The organism is Gryllotalpicola ginsengisoli DSM 22003, from assembly GCF_000419445.1.
GTDB classification, from domain to species: Bacteria; Actinomycetota; Actinomycetes; order Actinomycetales; family Microbacteriaceae; genus Gryllotalpicola; species Gryllotalpicola ginsengisoli.
This window is the reverse complement of record NZ_AULK01000004.1, coordinates 220145-235333: the sequence shown is the minus strand read 5'-3', so window position 1 is coordinate 235333 and position 15189 is coordinate 220145. Positions and strand designations below refer to the sequence as shown.

The following is a 15189-nucleotide window of genomic DNA, read 5'->3' as shown; positions in this document are numbered from 1 at the left end:
AGCCGGATTCGTAGAGGAGTTCAGGTGCAACATCGGTCGGTTCGCGCGACCGCCGCCGCAGTCAGCGTCGGCGTCGCCGCAGTCTCATTCCTCGTGCTGGGAGCGGGGGCGGCCGATGCGGCCGGCTCCGGCAGGCACAGTCTCGGCTCCGCGCCCTCCTGGGCCACCTCGTCCCATCGCACGGGCACGCTCTCGTCGCAGCAGACGGTGTCCTTCCGGGTGGTGATGGGCAATTCGCACACCAGCTCCATCGACGCGTTCATCAAGGACGTCACCGACCCGTCGAGCAAGGACTACGGCAAGTACCTCACTCCCGAGCAGTACGACGCGCGGTTCGCCCCCAGCGACGCGGACATCGCCCAAGTGAAGTCCTTCCTGGCCGGCCAGGGCATGAAGGTCACCGACGTCGCCGACGGCAACAAGTGGATCGACGTCACGGGCACCGCGGCGCAGATCGACAAGGCCTTCGACACGACGATGAACACCTACTCGCACGGCGGCAAGCACGTCTACGCGCCGTCGACGGCGATCTCGGTTCCGACCTCCGTCGCCGGGGTCATCTCCGGCGTCACCGGGCTCGTCGAAGGATCGACGACGAAGCAGCCGGGGGTGGAGACGGCGGCGGATGCTGCCGGCACGAGCACCAGTGCGACCAGCACCAGCACCAGCACCAGCGCGACCGGCACCGACGCGGCGAAACCGCCGACCGCCGAATGCTCCGACTACTGGGGCGAGCACCAGCAGACCCTGCCCGAGGCCTACGGCACGACCGAGTTCAACACCTACCTGTGCGGCCTCACGCCCGCCCAGCTGCGCTCGCTCTACGGCACGACCTCGGCCGTGGCGAAGGGCACGACCGGCAAGGGCGTGACCGTGGCGATCCTCGACGCCTACGCCTCGCCGACCATGGAGTCGGACGCGGACCAGTACGCCGAGGCGGTCGGCGACAAGCCGTTCGCCGCCGGGCAGTACTCCGAGAAGGTGTTCCAGCCGTTCGACATGCAGGACGAGTGCGGCGGTGAGGCGAACTGGAACGGCGAGGAGACCCTCGACGTCGAGGCGGTGCACGGCATGGCCCCCGACGCGAACGTGCTCTACGTCGGCGCATCCGATTGCGACACCGGCCTCGACGACGCGATGAACTGGGTCGTCGAGACCCACGCGGCGTCGATCGTCTCGAACTCGTACGGGTGGACCGGCGAGCCGACGGACGCCGACGGCCAGGCCGAGGTGCAGGTCGAGCACGCGCTCGCCGAGCAGGCGGCGGCCGAGGGCATCGGCCTCTACTTCTCCTCGGGCGACGACGGCGACAACGTGATCGACGGCCTCGACCCGCAGCCCGACTACGAGTCCTCCGACCCGTACGTCACCGCGGTCGGCGGCACCAGCGAGATCATCGGCAAGGACGGCAAGCTCGTCGCACGCACCGGCTGGGAGACGCTGTTCGACCTGGTCGACTACAGCGGCTCGACCCCGGTCTACGAGGACCCGCTGCCCGGCGCGTACTTCTACGCCGGCGCCGGCGGCGGCACCAGTCAGCTGTTCACCGAGCCTTGGTACCAGAAGTCCGACGTGCCCTCCTCGCTGAGCCAGGCGCGTGGGAAGACCGCGATGCGCGTCGTGCCCGACATCGCCGCCGACGCCGACCCCTACACCGGCATGTACATCGGCGAGACGACCGACGACGGGTTCACGATCAGCTCGATCGGCGGCACGAGCCTCGCGACCCCGCTGATCGCCGGCATCCAGGCGCTCGCGCAGCAGGGCCGGAAGACCGCCATCGGGTTCGCGAACCCGCTGCTGTACTCGCTGCCCTCCACCGCGATCACCGACGTGACGCCGCACTCCGGGCTGCACTTCGCGAGCCTCGCCGGCAGCTACCTCGGCACCTTCGACGCGGGCGACACCCAGTCGACGGCGCGCGGCTACGACGACGAGACAGGGCTCGGCGTGCCGAACTCCTCGTTCATCACCGCCGAGGACCGCGTCGGGCGGTAGTGCCAGCGATACGCGCAGATCGGATGGCCCGGCCGGGAGCTCCCCGCCGGGCCATCCGCATGCCGGGCCTGTGCAGGTTCGGCCCGAGCCGCCCGCTAGCGTGGAGTCCGTGCGCGTCCTGGTGATGATCCCGACGTACAACGAGCGGGACAACGTCGAATGGATCGTCTCCCGCGTGCGCCGCGCGCAGCCCGACGCCGACGTGCTCGTCGTCGACGACTCCTCGCCGGACGGCACCGGCGACGTGGTGGCCCGGCTCGCCGCATCCGATCGCCAGGTGCACCTGCTCACCCGCGCCGGAAAGGACGGCCTGGGCCGCGCCTACATCGCGGCGATGCGCTGGGGCATCGAGCGCGGCTACGACGTGCTCGTCGAGCTGGACGCCGACGGCTCGCACCAGCCCGAGCAGCTCGGCCGGCTGTTGGAGAGATTGCACGAGACGACGGATGCCGCGGACCTCGTGCTGGGATCGCGGTGGGTCCCGGGCGGGTCCGTGGAGAACTGGCCCTGGCACCGGCGGGCGATCTCGCGCCTCGGCAGCGCGTACGCGCGCCTCGCGCTCGGGCTGTCGGTGCGCGATGTGACCGGCGGATACCGCGCCTTCCGCCGCGAGGCCCTCGAGCGTCTCGACCTCGACGCCGTGCACAGCGCCGGCTACGCCTTCCAGGTCGACATGCTGTGGCGCAGCGCGCAGGCCGGCCTGCGCATCGTCGAGGTGCCGATCACCTTCGTCGAGCGCGAGCGCGGCGACTCGAAGATGTCGCTCGGCATCGTGGTGGAGGCGATGGTGCGCGTGACCGTGTGGGGGCTGCGCAGGGTGCGTAGGCTCGACACATGACCGAGAACTGGCACAACCCGTACGAGGAGCTCGCGCAGCTGCGCGACTTCGGTTCCTTCACCGTCACGTCCACCTCCGTCGCCGACGGTCAGCCCATTCCGACCGTCTACCGCGCCCCCGGCCAGGGCGGCGAGTCGCGCTCGCCGCAGCTGTCCTGGAGCGGCTTCCCCGCCGAGACGCAGAGCTTCGCCGTCACCGTGTTCGACCCCGACGCCCCCACCCAGTCGGGCTTCTGGCACTGGGCCGTCTACAACATCCCCGCCTCCGTGACCTCGCTCGAGGAGGGCGCAGGCGCCGCAGGCGGCCTGCAGCTGCCGCCGGGCGCCCTGATGCTCAAGAACGAGCTGCGCGAGCGCGCCTACACCGGCGCCGAGCCGCCCGAGGGCACCGGCATCCACCGGTACTTCACGGTCGTGCACGCCGTCGACGTGCCGGCGCTCGAGCTGGACCTGGAGTCCACCCCCGCCGTGCTCGGCTTCAACCTGCACTTCCACACGCTCGCCCGCGCGATCATGGTGCCCACGGCGAAGGCGGACGACTTCAAGTAGCGGGGCGACTTCTAGGCGGGCGACTTCTAGGTGGGCGACTTCACGTAGGGGTGCGTTCCACCACGAGCGCCGCGTTAGCGGCGCCCCGGTAGGGTTGCGGACGTGGAAACGCATCACGTACGCACGCACCGCAGCGACGAAGGACTGGCCAAGGAAGACCAGCTCGCCTGGAAGATCGCGCAGGTCGCGGCGGATCCCGTGGACGTCGACGACGACGTCGCCGACATGGTCGTCAACCGGGTCATCGACAACGCGGCGGTCGCCGCCGCATCCCTGATCCGCAGCGCGCCCGCGGCGGCGCGCGCCCAGGCGCTCGCGCACCCGGTCTCGGTCGGGGGCGCGGGCGCCTGCGTGTTCGGCACGACGGCCTCGCGCCGCACCGCCGTCGAGTGGGCCGCCTGGGCCAACGGCGTCGCCGTGCGCGAGCTCGACTACCACGACACCTTCCTCGCCGCCGAGTACTCGCACCCCGGCGACAACATCCCGCCGGTCGTGGCGGTCGCCCAGCACGCGGCGGCCCGCGGCCTCACGGGCCGCGACGTCATCCGCGGCATCGCCACCGGCTACGAGATCCAGATCGACCTCGCCCGCGCGATCAGCCTGCACGCCCACAAGATCGACCACGTCGCCCATCTCGGGCCCAGCGCCGCCGCCGGCATCGGCACCCTGCTCGGCCTCGAGCCGGACGTGATCTTCCAGTCCATCGGCCAGGCGCTGCACACCACGACCGCCACCCGCCAGTCGCGCAAGGGCGAGATCTCGAGCTGGAAGGCGTTCGCCCCCGCCTTCGCCGGGAAGATGGCCGTCGAGGCCGTCGACCGGGCGATGCGCGGCCAGACCAGCCCCACCCCGATCTACGAGGGCGAGGACGGCGTCATCGCCTGGCTGCTCGACGGCCCCGAGGCGAGCTACGACGTCGCGCTGCCCGCCCCCGGCGAGCCCAAGCGCGCCATCCTCGACTCGTTCACCAAGGAGCACTCGGCCGAGTACCAGGCGCAGGCCTGGATCGACCTCGCCCGCAAGCTCCACACGGAGTATCCGCTGCTCTTCGACGACCCGTCGCGCGTCGAGTCGATCGTGTTGAAGACGAGCCACCACACCCACTTCGTGATCGGCTCGGGCGCGAACGACCCGCAGAAGTACTCGCCCGACGCGAGCCGCGAGACCCTCGACCACTCGGTGCCCTACATCTTCACCGTCGCCCTGCAGGACGGCGGCTGGAACCACGAGACCTCCTACTCGCCCGAGCGCGCCCACCGCCCCGACACGGTCGAGCTGTGGCGCAAGGTGACCACCGTGGAGGACCCCGAGTGGACCCGCCGCTACCACTCCCTCGACCCCAAGGAGCAGGCCTTCGGCGGCGAGGTCGAGGTCAGGTTCACGGATGGCTCGACCATCAGCGACTCGATCGCGGTGGCCGACGCGCATCCGCTCGGCGCCAAGCCCTTCGCCCGCGACGACTACGTGCGCAAGTTCCGCACCCTCGCCGCCGGCGTGCTCGAGGAGTCCGAGATCGAGCGCTTCCTCGACACCGCACAGCGGCTGCCCGAGCTCACCGCCGACGAGCTCGGCGGCCTGAGCTTCACGGCGCAGTACGGGTACCTGACCCAGGCCGCGGTGCCCGACGGGCTGTTCTGATCGGGCTGGTCCGTTGAGGTTGTTCTGATGCTCTACTCGAAATCGACGCCGCAGGCCAAGCGCGAGGCGTTCCGCGCGCGCCTCGCCTCGGGCGAGCTGTTGCGCTTCCCCGGCGCGTTCAACCCGCTCGCGGCGCGGCTGATCGAGCAGCGCGGCTTTGACGGCGTCTACATCTCCGGCGCCGTGCTCTCGGCCGAGCTCGGCCTGCCCGACATCGGCCTCACCACGCTCACCGAGGTCGCGACCCGGTCGCACCAGATCGCACGGATGACCGAGCTTCCGGCCCTCGTCGACGTCGACACCGGCTTCGGGGAGCCGATGAACGTCGCCCGCACCGTGCAGGAACTCGAGGACGCGGGCGTGGCCGGCGTGCACATCGAGGACCAGGTGAACCCGAAGCGGTGCGGGCACCTCGACGGCAAGGAGGTCGTCGACGACGAGACCGCGCTGAAGCGCATCCGTGCCGCGGTCGACGCGCGGCGCGACGCGAATCTGCTCATCATGGCGCGCACGGATGCCCGCGGCGCGGTCGGCCTCGACGCGGCGATCGACCGGGCCAAGGCGCTCGTCGACGCGGGCGCCGACGCGATCTTCCCCGAAGCGATGGCGAGCCTCGCCGAGTTCGAGGCGGTGCGGGCCGCCGTCGACGTGCCGATCCTCGCCAACATGACCGAGTTCGGGAAGTCCGAGCTGTTCACCGTCGACCAGCTGCGCGACGTGGGCATCAACCTCGTGATCTGGCCGGTGTCGCTGCTGCGCCTCGCGATGGGCGCCGCGCTTCGCGGGCTCGACGAGCTCGAGGAGAACGGATCGCTCACGGCGCTGCTCGGGCAGATGCAGCATCGCGCAGACTTGTACGAGCTGATCGACTACGAGGGCTACAACCGGTTCGACGACGGGATCTTCAACTTCCGGATTCAGCGCTGAAAGGCTGCGCTGGTTGAGTAGCGTCGAAGACGCGTATCGAAACCCGCTCGAGGAGGAGCAATGACCGACACAGCGAGCCCCGACATCAAGAAGGGCCTCGCCGGGGTCGTCGTCGACACGACGGAGATCTCCAGCGTCAACCAGGAGACCAACTCGCTGCTCTACCGCGGCTACCCGGTGCAGCAGCTGGCCGAGCACTGCTCCTTCGAGCAGGTCGCCTACCTGATCTGGCACGGCGAGCTGCCGTCGCCGGAGGAGTTGGTCGCCTTCGAGGCCGTCGAGCGCGGGCAGCGGGAGCTGCTGCCCGAGGTGAAGAGGCTCATCGACGGGATCCCCGTGTCGGCGCATCCGATGGACGTGCTGCGCACCGCGGTCAGCCTGCTCGGCGCGAGCGAGACCAGGTTCCCCGACGAAGAGCGCAGCGACTACGACAAGGCCGTGCGGCTCTTCGCCCAGCTGCCCGCGATCGTCGCCTACGACCAGCGCCGCCGCCACGGCATGGACGCCGTGCCCGCCCGCACCGACCTCGACTACTCGAGCAACTTCCTCTGGATGACCTTCGGCGAGGTGCCCGACGAGGTCGTGGTCGACGCGTTCCGGGTCTCGCTCATCCTGTACGCGGAGCACTCGTTCAACGCCTCGACCTTCACCGGCCGGGTGATCGCCTCGACGCTCTCCGACCTGCACTCGGCCGTGGTGGGCGCGATCGGCGCACTCAAGGGCCCGCTGCACGGCGGCGCGAACGAGGCGGTCATGGTGACCTTCGCCGAGATCGAGCGGGCCGACCGGGCCGAGGCGTGGCTCGACGACGCGCTCGAGCGCAAGGCGAAGATCATGGGCTTCGGGCACCGCGTGTACAAGAACGGCGACTCGCGGGTGCCCACGATGAAGGCGGCGCTCGACCGGCTCGTCGAGTACTACAACCGCCCCGACCTGCTCGAGCTGTACACGGCGCTGGAGCAGGCGATGGCCGAGCGCAAGGGCATCAAGCCCAACCTCGACTACCCCTCGGGCCCGGCGTACCACCTGATGGGCTTCGACACGCAGACCTTCACCCCGCTGTTCGCGGCCGCCCGCATCACCGGCTGGACGGCGCACATCATGGAGCAGCGGGCGCACAACTCGCTCATCCGCCCCCTGTCGCTCTACACGGGCCCCGCGCAGCGCGACGTGTAGCGCGCGGCGGGCGCGGCGCTGTCAGGCGTGCGGCCTACGCTGGGCCGCATGACGGTGGTGACGGATGCGACGGCTCAGGTTTCGCCGACAGCTCCGGTCTCCACAACTCCGGTCTCCACAACTCCGCTCTCCACCACCTACGCCCCAGCCGCCCCCGTCGACCTGCGCGCCACGCTCGCCCCGATCGGCCGCGGCCCATACGACCCGACCACCCAGTGGGACGGGGCCCAACATTCCACCGGCGGGTTTGGACGCGGGGGCTCCGCCGTCTGGCGCACCTTCCACACCCCGTCGGGCCCCGTCACCCTGCGGCTCGAGCAGGCGGCCGTCGGCGCGCCGGTGCACGCCCGCGCGTGGGGCCCCGGGTCCGAGTGGGCGATCGCCGGGGTGCCCGAGCTGCTCGGCGCGGGCGACGACTGGTCGCAGCTCGATCTGTCCCGGCATCCGTTCTTGGCCGAGACGCTGCGCCGCAACCCGGGGCTGCGCCTGCCGCGCACGCGCCGGGTGTTCGAGGCGCTGGCGCCGGCGATCCTCGAGCAGAAGGTCACGAGCCTCGAGGCGTACCGCGAGTGGGCCCGGCTCGTGACCCGCTTCGGCCACCCGGCGCCCGGGCCGGCGCCCGCGCGGCTGCGGCTCGCGCCCACCCCCGCCGAGTGGCGGCGCATCCCGAGCTGGGAGTGGCACCAGGCCGGCGTCGACCCGACCCGCAGCCGCACGCTCGTCGAGGCGGCCGCGCGCGCCGACGCGATCGAACGGGCGACGGATGCGCGCACCCTCACCTCCCTGCGCGGCATCGGCCCCTGGACCGCCGCCGAGACGTTCCAGCGCAGTCACGGCGACCCGGACCAGGTGTCGGTCGGCGACTACCACGTGCCGCATTTCGTGGGGTACGCGCTCGCCGGCGACCGCCACTGCGACGACGCCGGCATGCTCGAGCTGCTCGCGCCGTGGGCGGGGCAGCGGCAGCGGATCGTGCGGCTGATCCTCGCGAGCGGCCGGCTGCCCGAGCGGCGCGGCCCCCGGGCGACGATCACGGATCACCGGTTCCGGTAGCGGTGCACCGGTGAGGGCAGGGCCCGAGACCTATCCTCGTATCCATGAGCACCCCCGACCCGGCTGCCGCCCAGCAGCATGATCTGCCGCCCGGCGAGCTGAGCGCGATCGCGCACGAGGCCGTCGCCCTGGTCGAGCAGTGGCTCACTGATCGCAGCGGGGGGAGCTCGGCCCCGGGCAGCGGCGCCACCCGCCGCACCGCGGGCGCCCGGCGCCTCGCCGAGCTGCTCAGCGTCGAGGGCGGGCTCGAGTTCGCCGTCCAGTTCATCGACGGCGTCGCCCGGCCCCACGACCGTCGCGTCGCCGCGGCGACCCTGCAGCGGCTCGCGCCGCGCGTGCCCGCCGTGCTGCCGTGGTACTTCCGCCTCGCGCTGTGGCTCGGCGGACTGCTCGGTCCAGCCCTGCCCTGGCTCGTGGTGCCCACGGCGCGCTGGGTGCTGCGCCGGCTGGTCGGCCACCTCGTGGTCGACAACAAGCCCGAGACCCTCGGCCGCACGCTGCAGCGGCTGCGCCGGCCCCGCGGAACGCGGGCGGCGGCACCGGCCGAGGCATCCGTGTCATCAACGGCTGCCTCGCCTGCGAGGCCCGTGACGCCCCGCCTGAATCTCAACCTGCTCGGCGAGGCCGTGCTCGGCGAAGAGGAGGCGGCGCGCCGGCTCGAGGGCGTGCGCCGGCTGCTCGAGCGCCCCGACGTCGACTACGTCAGCATCAAGGTCAGCTCGATCGTCTCGAACCTCACCATGTGGGCGTTCGACGACGCGGTCGACAAGGTGGTCGAGCGGCTCACGCCCCTGTACGAGCTGGCGGCGGCGTCCGCGCCGACGGGCGGCAGCGGTACCGGCACCGGCACGCGCGCCGGCAAGTTCATCAACCTCGACATGGAGGAGTACCGCGACCTCGATCTGACCATCGCCGTCTTCAAACGCCTGCTTTCCAACCCGCGGCTGCGCGACCTCGAGGCCGGCATCGTGCTGCAGGCCTACCTGCCCGACGCGCTCGACGCCCTGCAGGATCTCACCGAGTGGGCGCAGAACCGCCGGGTCGCGGGCGGAGCCCCGATCAAGGTGCGCATCGTCAAGGGCGCCAACCTCGCGATGGAGAAGGTCGACGCGACCCTGCACGGCTGGCCGCTGGCCACCTGGGGCAGCAAGCGCGAGACCGACATCAACTACAAGCGGATGCTGGACTGGGCGTTCACCCCCGAGCACATCGCCGCCGTGCGCATCGGCGTCGCCGGCCACAACCTCTTCGACGTGGCCTTCGCGTGGCTGCTGGCCGGCGCGCGCGGAGTCCGCGACGGCATCGACTTCGAGATGCTGCTCGGCATGGCGGGCGAGCAGGCCGACGCGGTCGCCCGCACCACCGGCACGCTGACCCTGTACACCCCGGTCGTGCACCCCGACGAGTTCGACGTGGCGATCTCGTACCTGGTGCGCCGCCTCGAGGAGAACGCGTCGCCCGAGAACTTCATGTCGGCGATGTTCGCGCTGGCGCCGGGCAGTGCCGAGAGCAGGGCCGCGAGCGCGGCCCAGGGCGCCGCCGCGCAAACCAGCCGGGCGCTCTACGAGCGCGAGCGCGACCGGTTCCTCGACGCGGTGTACGGCTACGAGAGCGTACGCGAGCCCTTCGGCGCCGCTCCGCTGCCGAACCGCACGCAGGACCGGATGCGCGAATGGCAGGACGAGAGCGCGACGTCGCTGCTGCACATCCGTCTCGACCCGGTCGACCCGGCCGCCGAGGCCGCCGAGCAGGGGCTCACGAGCGCGGTGATGGGCCTGCCCCGCCGCGACGCGTGGCGGTTCCGCGGCGAGACGGCGGAGTTGCCGACGACCGAGTTGCCCACAACGTCGCTCGGATCGGCCGAGACGGCCTGGACGATGGACCCCGACCAGGCCGCGGAACTCGGGCTGAGCGCTGCGCAGAGCACTGCGCAGAGCGTGACCGCCCACACGCTCGCTGACTTCCGCAACGTCTCCGACACCGACCCCGCGCTGCCGGCCAACCGCGCCTGGGGCAAGCGCGTCCTCTCGCGCGTGCCGGGAAGCGACCTCGGCATCGCCGCGATCCTCGCCGCCCGCGTGACCGACCCGGCCGTGCTCGACCAGATCATCGCCGCCACCCGCCAGGCGGGCCGGCGCTGGGGCGCGCTGCCCGGCGAGGAGCGCGCCGCCGTGCTCGACACCGTCGGCCTCGCGATCAGCGCGAACCGCGATCAGCTGATCGAGGTGATGGCGGCCGAGACCGGCAAGACGATCGCCGAGGCCGACGTCGAGGTGAGCGAGGCCGCCGACTTCGCGCACTACTACGCCGCCCTCGCCCGGGAGCTCGACACGGTGCAGGGGGCGAAGTTCGAGCCATCCGCTCTCACCGTCGTCACGCCGCCCTGGAACTTCCCCGTCTCGATCCCCGCCGGTGGCATGCTCTCGGCGCTCGCCGCGGGCAGCGCCGTGATCGTGAAGCCCGCGCCCCAGGCCAAGCGCTGCTCGGCCGTCGTGGTCGACGTGCTGCGGCGCGCCGGCGTGCCGCACGACACCCTCGTGCTGGTCGATGTGGAGGAGGGACCGGATCCTCAACAACCGGACTCAGACGGGCGCAGCCTGGGCCAGCAGCTGGTCTCCGACGCGCGCGTCGACCGGGTGATCCTCACCGGGTCGTACGAGACCGCGCAGTTGTTCCGCTCCTGGCGGCCCGACCTGCCGCTGCTCGCCGAGACGAGCGGCAAGAACGCGATCGTGATCACCCCCTCGGCCGACGTCGACCTCGCCGTCGCCGACCTGGTGAAGAGCGCCTTTCTGAACGCCGGCCAGAAGTGCTCGGCCGCGTCGCTCGCGATCCTCGTCGGGTCCGTCGCCGAGGACGAGCGCTTCACCCGGCAGTTGATCGACGCGACCCGCAGCCTGCGCGTCGGCTACCCGAGCGACCCCACGGTGCAGGTCGGCCCCCTCATCGAACCGGCGCAGGGCAAGCTGCTCGAAGCGCTCACCGAGCTCGACGAGGGCGAGGAGTGGCTCGTCGCCCCGCAGTGCCTCGACCGCGACTCGAGCCGCCCGGGCCGCCTGTGGAGCCCCGGCATCAAGATCGGCGTGCAGCCCGGGTCGCGCACCCACCTCACCGAGTTCTTCGGCCCGGTGCTCGGCATCATGCGCGCCCACGACCTGGCAGAGGCGGTGCAGCTTCAGAACACGGTCGAGTACGGCCTCACCGCCGGGCTGCACACCCTCGACTCCGACGAGCTCGCCTTCTGGCTCGAGCGGGTCGAGGCGGGCAACCTCTACGTCAACCGGCACATCACCGGCGCGATCGTGCAGCGCCAGCCGTTCGGCGGCTGGAAGCGCTCCTCGGTGGGCACGACCGTGAAGGCCGGCGGCCCGAACACCCTGCTGCCGCTCGGCTCCTGGCGCACCGACCCCGGCGAGCACAGCGCGAGCCTGCACCTGCGCGGCCTCGACGTCGACGTGCAGGAGCTCATCGAGTCGGCCCAGTCCGCGCTCAGCTACGAGGAGTTCGACCTCGTGCGCCGCTCGGCACTGTCGGACGCGATCGCCTACGCGACCGAATACGGCAGGGTGACGGATGCGGCGAACCTCGGCGTCGAGCGCAACCTGTTCCGCTACCGGCCCGTGCCCGTCAGCATCCGTCTCGGCGAGAACGGCACCCTCGCCGAGCTGATGCGCGTGCTCGCGGCCGCCACGCTGTCGCGCGCGCCGTTCGACGTGTCGTCGGCCATGCCGCTGCCCGACGGGGTGATCGCGTGGCTCGAGGCGCACGCCATCCCGCACCGGATCGAGGACGACGACTTCTGGCTCGGGCGGCTCACCTTCACCTCGGTCAGTCTTTCCCCGAACGGCGTCGAGCCGGGGGAGGCATACGCGACCGCGACCGCCGTGCACCGCATCCGTCTCATCGGCGGCGACCGGTTCGCGACGGCGCGGGCGCTGCGCGGTGACCCGGAGGTGGCGATCTACGACGGCGAGGTGACCGCCTCGGGCCGCATCGAGCTGCTGCCGTTCTTCCGGGAGCAGGCGATCTCGATCACGAACCACCGGTTCGGGAATCCGACGGCGCTCTCCCGGGATGTGATCTAGGACTCCAGCTCTAGGGCTCCGGCGCTAGGGCTCCAGCTCCGCGTTGACCGCCGCGGTGACGGCGGCGATCGCGTCGCGGGCGCCGATGCCGAGGCTCGCGATCTTGCGGGCGTACTGCGTGGCGGCGGCGTGCAGCTGCTGCTGGATCGCGTCGCCGGAGTCGGCGACGAACGTGCCGCGGCGCCCGAAGGTCTCGAGGATGCCGTCGGCCTCGAGCAGGCGGTACGCGCGCGCGACGGTGTTGACGGCGATGCCGAGCTCGTCGGCCAGTCTGCGCACCGTCGGCAGCTTCGCTCCCGGCGGCAGTTTGCCGTCGCGCACCAGCACCATCACCTGCGTGCGCACCTGCTCGGACGCAGGCGCAGGGTTTGTTGCGTCGATTCTCAGTTGCATGCCAGAGACCCCCCGATTCGGCCCGGTGCACCCGTCGCACCCCTCACGCCGGACGCCCCCGCTCGGGCTTCGCGCCCGGCCGGGCGCGGGTGACAATTTTCCAGGTCACTAGCGAAATCTAAACGCGAGGCGACCCGCCGCGGCAACCCGGCGGCTTCGAAAAGCCCGGGAATCGGGCCGTTCCGGCTGCAAGTTGCAGCATGCATAGGGCACGCGCGAGCGCTGCGGACGCCTTCCTGGGTGAACCGGTCCAGCGCGCCTGCATACGATTCCCGGCGGCCATGGCGCTGGAACCCGAACCGGTGCATCCGACCTGGCCGGCATAGCTGTGACCATTTCTGTCCGCTTCTTCTGTCCGCTTCTTCTGTCCGCTTCGACCCCCGAATCAGTACCCCCAATGCGACGCTTCTCTCTTCTCGCCGGCGTGGGCCTCTCCATCGTCGGATCCCTCGCGCTGGCCGTGCCGGCGCACGCCGGTGTGCTCACGAACCGCACCGAGCCGGTCAGTGCTGGCTCCGTCAGCACCGGCTCGGTCAGCACTGGCTCGATCAGCACTGGCTCGATCAGCACCGAGCCGGTCGCCGCGACCGAAGCGCAGACGCTCTCCGTGCCGAGCGACGTGCCCGCGCCGCGACTCGTCGAGGTCAGCTACCAGTCGATCGGGCCGGACGTGCAGGCCCTCGTGCGCGAGGCGGTGGGCACCACCTCGGCATCGACTGCGGCATCGGCATCGGCATCGGCATCGGCATCGGCATCGGCATCCACTGCGGTGACCACCGGCGACAGCGGCAGCAGCACCGGCAGCGAAAGCGACCTCCTGCAGGTCGCCGACGAGACGGCCGCCGCGCTCGGCTCCGCGCCCGGCGCGCGACTTCGCGTCGTGACGACCGCGCTCAGCTACCTCGGCGTGCCGTACGTGCTCGGCGGTGCGAGCAAGACCGGCATCGACTGCTCGGGCTTGACCATGCGCGCCTACGAAGCGGCGGGCGTGGAACTCCTGCACTACGTGTCGGCGCAGGACTACGCCGGGCACCCGGTCTCGGCAGCGGCGGCGAAGCCCGGCGACCTCGTCGTGTTCGACAACGAAGAGCACGTCGCGGTCTATCTGGGTGCCGGGCGTCTGATCGCCGCGCCGGCTCCCGGCCGATCGGTCGAGATCCAGGAGCTGTCGGACTGGCAGGGCGTCGCGTACCACTTCACCCGCATCCTCGCCGATTGAGCAGTTGTACCGGCGCCGTTCAGATGCACAGTGCAGCGAGCCTCTGGTAGTGTCGCGGCGACGGGGCGGGCCGTCATCTGGGGGACAACGAGAGTCGATCTCGGGTGCCGTGCCACGCGGACGGTCCCGAGCACGGAGTGGAGCGGGAACAGCAGGCATGGCAGAGCAGAGGATCGGTGCGTCACTCGACGCGTTCGACGCTCTGATCGCCGACCTCGCCGCCGCTGGAGAAGTCCACTCCTCCGAGGTCACCGCGCTGCGCCGGCAGCGCCGCGCGCCGCGCACGGCTGAGATCCCCGTCGTCAACGAGACCGCGGTCGTTAACCGCTGGGCGGTGGCTCCGGAACAGCAGGATCTCAAACCCCAGACTCCCGCCCACCAGGCTCACGCCCACCAGGCTCAGTCCCACCAACCCATGACCCGCCGCGAGGCGCGTGCGCTGCGCGAAGGGCGCGCCCGGCGGGAGGCGCACGTTCCGCCGCTGGCGCCGGGCCACAAGGTCACCCGTCCGGCGCCGGTCGACGAGGTCGTCGCCGAAGAGAATGTGCGCCGCACCGAAGACCTGATCCGCTCGCACCGGGTGCTGCCCGACCTCGACCAGGCCCCGACCCCCGTCGCGGTGCTGGCACGCCCGAAGCCGGCCCGGCGGAGCATCCGTCGCACCGTGCTGTCGGCGCTCGGCGCATTCGCACTGGCGCCGTCGCTGCTGCTCGTGGTGCCCGCCAATGCCAACGCGATCAACCCGTCCGCGACCACGGTCGACGCCCACGGCCACACGGCGCAGCAACTGCTGTCGGTGGCCGACTCGGTGAAAACTCCGAGCGTCGACGACGTGAACTACGTCGCCAATGCGATCGCCACGATCGTCGCCGAGCAGGGCGGAGCAGACGTGAACGAGGCGGCCCCCGCGATCGCCGACGCGATGACCATGGGCGGCGAGCGGCAGAAGATCGTCGACACCGCGCTCAGCTACATCGGCACCTGGTACGTGTTCGGCGGGGCGAGCCACACCGGCATCGACTGCTCGGGCCTCACCATGCGGGCCTACGAGTCGGTCGGCATCGAGATGGCCCACGCCGTCACCGTGCAGGACACCCTCGGCACGCGCATCACGGAGGCCGAGGCCAAGCCCGGCGACCTGGTCGTCTTCGACAATCTGGAGCACGTCGGCATCTACCTCGGCGGAGGTCAGGTGCTGCACGCGCCGGCCCCCGGCCGTAAGGTGTCGATCGAGTCGGTCGACATCTGGAAGCCCGTCGGCATCCACTTCCTTCGCATCCTGCCCGCCGGTAAGTAGTCGCAGGGCCCTGCGGG

General features: G+C 71.4%; 11 protein-coding genes. 10 read left to right on the top strand and 1 reads right to left on the bottom strand.

Annotated elements, in window-relative coordinates:
* Positions 1–24: 24 nt before the first annotated feature.
* The 8 genes from H563_RS16035 to H563_RS0109570 all read left to right on the top strand — a co-directional run bounded on the left by H563_RS16035 (position 25) and on the right by H563_RS0109570 (position 12263).
* Positions 25–1998 carry a S53 family peptidase gene (locus H563_RS16035; protein WP_022882390.1) on the top strand — a complete coding sequence of 658 codons (1974 nt, stop codon included), beginning with the start codon at positions 25–27 and terminating at the stop codon, positions 1996–1998.
* A 109-nt stretch (positions 1999–2107) separates the two neighbouring features.
* Positions 2108–2836 (top strand): polyprenol monophosphomannose synthase, encoded by a 729-nt coding sequence (locus tag H563_RS0109600; protein ID WP_211212379.1) that lies wholly within the window; start codon positions 2108–2110, stop codon positions 2834–2836.
* A complete protein-coding gene (locus H563_RS0109595) occupies positions 2833–3384 on the top strand; it encodes a YbhB/YbcL family Raf kinase inhibitor-like protein (RefSeq protein WP_022882388.1) in 552 nt (183 codons plus the stop codon). Before H563_RS0109600 ends, H563_RS0109595 begins: the two co-directional genes overlap by 4 nt.
* Before the next feature lie 102 nt (positions 3385–3486).
* Positions 3487–5022 carry an MmgE/PrpD family protein gene (locus tag H563_RS0109590; RefSeq protein WP_022882387.1) on the top strand — a complete coding sequence of 512 codons (1536 nt, stop codon included), beginning with the start codon at positions 3487–3489 and terminating at the stop codon, positions 5020–5022.
* Between the two features lie 27 nt (positions 5023–5049).
* The gene (gene prpB / locus H563_RS0109585; RefSeq protein ID WP_022882386.1) at positions 5050–5949 is read left to right on the top strand and encodes a methylisocitrate lyase; all 900 of its coding nucleotides are present in this window, start codon (positions 5050–5052) and stop codon (positions 5947–5949) included.
* Between the two features lie 60 nt (positions 5950–6009).
* Complete coding sequence (locus tag H563_RS0109580) at positions 6010–7125, top strand: bifunctional 2-methylcitrate synthase/citrate synthase (RefSeq protein WP_022882385.1); 1116 nt, start codon at positions 6010–6012, stop codon at positions 7123–7125.
* 48 nt (positions 7126–7173) lie between these two features.
* Complete coding sequence (locus H563_RS16030) at positions 7174–8178, top strand: DNA-3-methyladenine glycosylase family protein (protein ID WP_022882384.1); 1005 nt, start codon at positions 7174–7176, stop codon at positions 8176–8178.
* Positions 8179–8222: 44 nt separating this feature from the next.
* Entirely contained in the window at positions 8223–12263 is a 4041-nt protein-coding gene (locus H563_RS0109570; RefSeq protein WP_022882383.1) for a proline dehydrogenase family protein, read from the top strand.
* 24 nt (positions 12264–12287) lie between these two features.
* Here the strand turns inward: H563_RS0109570 and H563_RS0109565 are convergent, their stop codons facing one another.
* Positions 12288–12656 carry a GntR family transcriptional regulator gene (locus tag H563_RS0109565; RefSeq protein WP_022882382.1) on the bottom strand — a complete coding sequence of 123 codons (369 nt, stop codon included), beginning with the start codon at positions 12654–12656 and terminating at the stop codon, positions 12288–12290.
* Positions 12657–13053: 397 nt separating this feature from the next.
* On the opposite strand from H563_RS0109565, the gene H563_RS17425 reads away from it, so the two are divergent.
* Positions 13054–13875, top strand: a complete 822-nt coding sequence (locus H563_RS17425; RefSeq protein ID WP_022882381.1) for a C40 family peptidase — start codon at positions 13054–13056, stop codon at positions 13873–13875.
* 157 nt (positions 13876–14032) lie between these two features.
* Positions 14033–15172 carry a C40 family peptidase gene (locus H563_RS17420; RefSeq protein WP_022882380.1) on the top strand — a complete coding sequence of 380 codons (1140 nt, stop codon included), beginning with the start codon at positions 14033–14035 and terminating at the stop codon, positions 15170–15172.
* Positions 15173–15189: the final 17 nt, after the last annotated feature.

Bases quoted from the DNA above. Each gene is read 5' to 3' on its own strand.
- H563_RS0109595 (WP_022882388.1), top strand. From the start codon at position 2,833: ATGACCGAGAACTGGCACAACCCGTACGAGGAGCTCGCGCAGCTGCGC.
- prpB (WP_022882386.1), top strand. From the start codon at position 5,050: ATGCTCTACTCGAAATCGACGCCGCAGGCCAAGCGCGAGGCGTTCCGC.
- H563_RS0109580 (WP_022882385.1), top strand. From the start codon at position 6,010: ATGACCGACACAGCGAGCCCCGACATCAAGAAGGGCCTCGCCGGGGTC.
- H563_RS16030 (WP_022882384.1), top strand. From the start codon at position 7,174: ATGACGGTGGTGACGGATGCGACGGCTCAGGTTTCGCCGACAGCTCCG.
- H563_RS0109570 (WP_022882383.1), top strand. From the start codon at position 8,223: ATGAGCACCCCCGACCCGGCTGCCGCCCAGCAGCATGATCTGCCGCCC.
- H563_RS0109565 (WP_022882382.1), bottom strand. From the start codon at position 12,656: ATGCAACTGAGAATCGACGCAACAAACCCTGCGCCTGCGTCCGAGCAG.
- H563_RS17425 (WP_022882381.1), top strand. From the start codon at position 13,054: ATGCGACGCTTCTCTCTTCTCGCCGGCGTGGGCCTCTCCATCGTCGGA.
- H563_RS17420 (WP_022882380.1), top strand. From the start codon at position 14,033: ATGGCAGAGCAGAGGATCGGTGCGTCACTCGACGCGTTCGACGCTCTG.